Source organism: Vibrio sp. Vb0888 (assembly GCF_033338835.1).
Classification (GTDB): Bacteria; Pseudomonadota; Gammaproteobacteria; order Enterobacterales; family Vibrionaceae; genus Vibrio; species Vibrio alginolyticus.
Genome location: NZ_JAWOTL010000106.1, coordinates 1 through 1,494 on the forward strand (window position 1 = coordinate 1; position 1,494 = coordinate 1,494).

Genomic DNA, 1,494 nt, shown 5'->3' on the forward strand with positions numbered 1-1,494 from the left:
GTCTTATTCGTAGCCTAATCGAAATACTTCCACGTTTTCGGCTATGTCTTGCGTTCGTCATAACATCCCGCAAGGTTCATCAACAAATGTAACGGTTTATTAGCAACGGGTCTAATGAGAGATATGTCTAGTTTTTAAACAAGACACTAGAAAGCAGAACGATAACAGGAATAGAAGCCAACTAAGCGCAAATATGCAGCACGATCAAAAAACATAACGACAAAAAAAAGAACATAATTTCACAGAGTTTTACCCAAACATCAGAAATTCACCCGTTATCTGCATCATCAAGCCGAACTGCTGCACATACAAAAATCCCCAACGATACCAAAAGGTACGGCTGGGGATCTTTTCATCAATCTGAAATCTAAGTCAGTGCTTGTTACTTTTTATCTGACTTTTCGTTGTACATTTCTTCGATTTCGTCTTGGTATTTATCGTTAATCACTTTACGACGCAGTTTTTGCGTTGGCGTTAACTCTCCATCGTCCATCGAGAAAGCTCTTGGTAGCAGTTTGAACTTCTTAACTTGCTCAAATTTCGCCAGTTCTTTTTGCAGTTCATTCACTCGCTTCTCAAGCATTTCGACCACTTGGTGGTGTTTGATAAGCTCAACTCGGTCGTGGTATGCGATGTTCAGTTCTTTCGCATATTCTTCAAGAGAGTCAAAACACGGCACAATCAGCGCAGAAACAAACTTGCGTGTATCGGCAATCACCGCAATCTGCTCAATGAAGTGGTCTTTACCAATCGCACCTTCAATCATTTGCGGTGCAATGTATTTACCACCAGAGGTTTTCATCAGTTCTTTAATGCGATCGGTGATGAACAGGTTGCCATTTTCATCAATATGGCCAGCATCACCGGTCTTTAAGAAACCGTGCTCATCAAACGTCTTTTCGGTCTCTTCTGGCATTTTGTAGTAACCGCGCATCACCATCGGGCCACGAACTAGAATCTCGTTGTTTTCGCCAATCTTCACTTGCGCGCCAGGCATCGACATACCGATAGAATCCGGATCAAAGCACTTGTCATCCCAGCACGAAATCGTCGCGGTGGTTTCTGTCATGCCGTAGCCCAACTTCACGTTGATGACAATAGCATGGAAGAAGCGACCAATGGTTTCATCCAACTTCGCGCCACCACATGGCATAAAGTTGATACGACCACCGAGTAACGCACGCAACTTACTTAGCACCAACTTGTCAGCTAATGCGTGTGCTTTGCGCAGCATCATCGAAGGTTTGCGTTTTTCTTGATGGCAAAGTGCCATTTTCGCGCCCATGTTCACCGCCCAAGTAAACATGATCTTGCGATGAATCGGTGCTCGAGACACTTTCTCGTGAATCGCTGAGAAAATCTTTTCGTAGAAACGAGGAACCGCACACATCACGGTTGGACGCACTTCACTCAAGGCATCGCGCACCTGCATTGTGTCTTGCAAGTAACAGTTCGTCGCACCTTTGTATAATACGTAGAATGTCCAAGCGCGTT

General features: G+C 44.3%; 1 protein-coding gene. It reads right to left on the reverse strand.

Annotated features, from left to right (window positions below; all coding sequences use genetic code 11):
- Positions 1-382: 382 nt before the first annotated feature.
- Positions 383-1,494, reverse strand: a 1,112-nt coding sequence (locus tag R7P72_RS24205; RefSeq protein ID WP_318110856.1) for a long-chain fatty acid--CoA ligase, incomplete at its 5' end; no start/stop codon positions are given.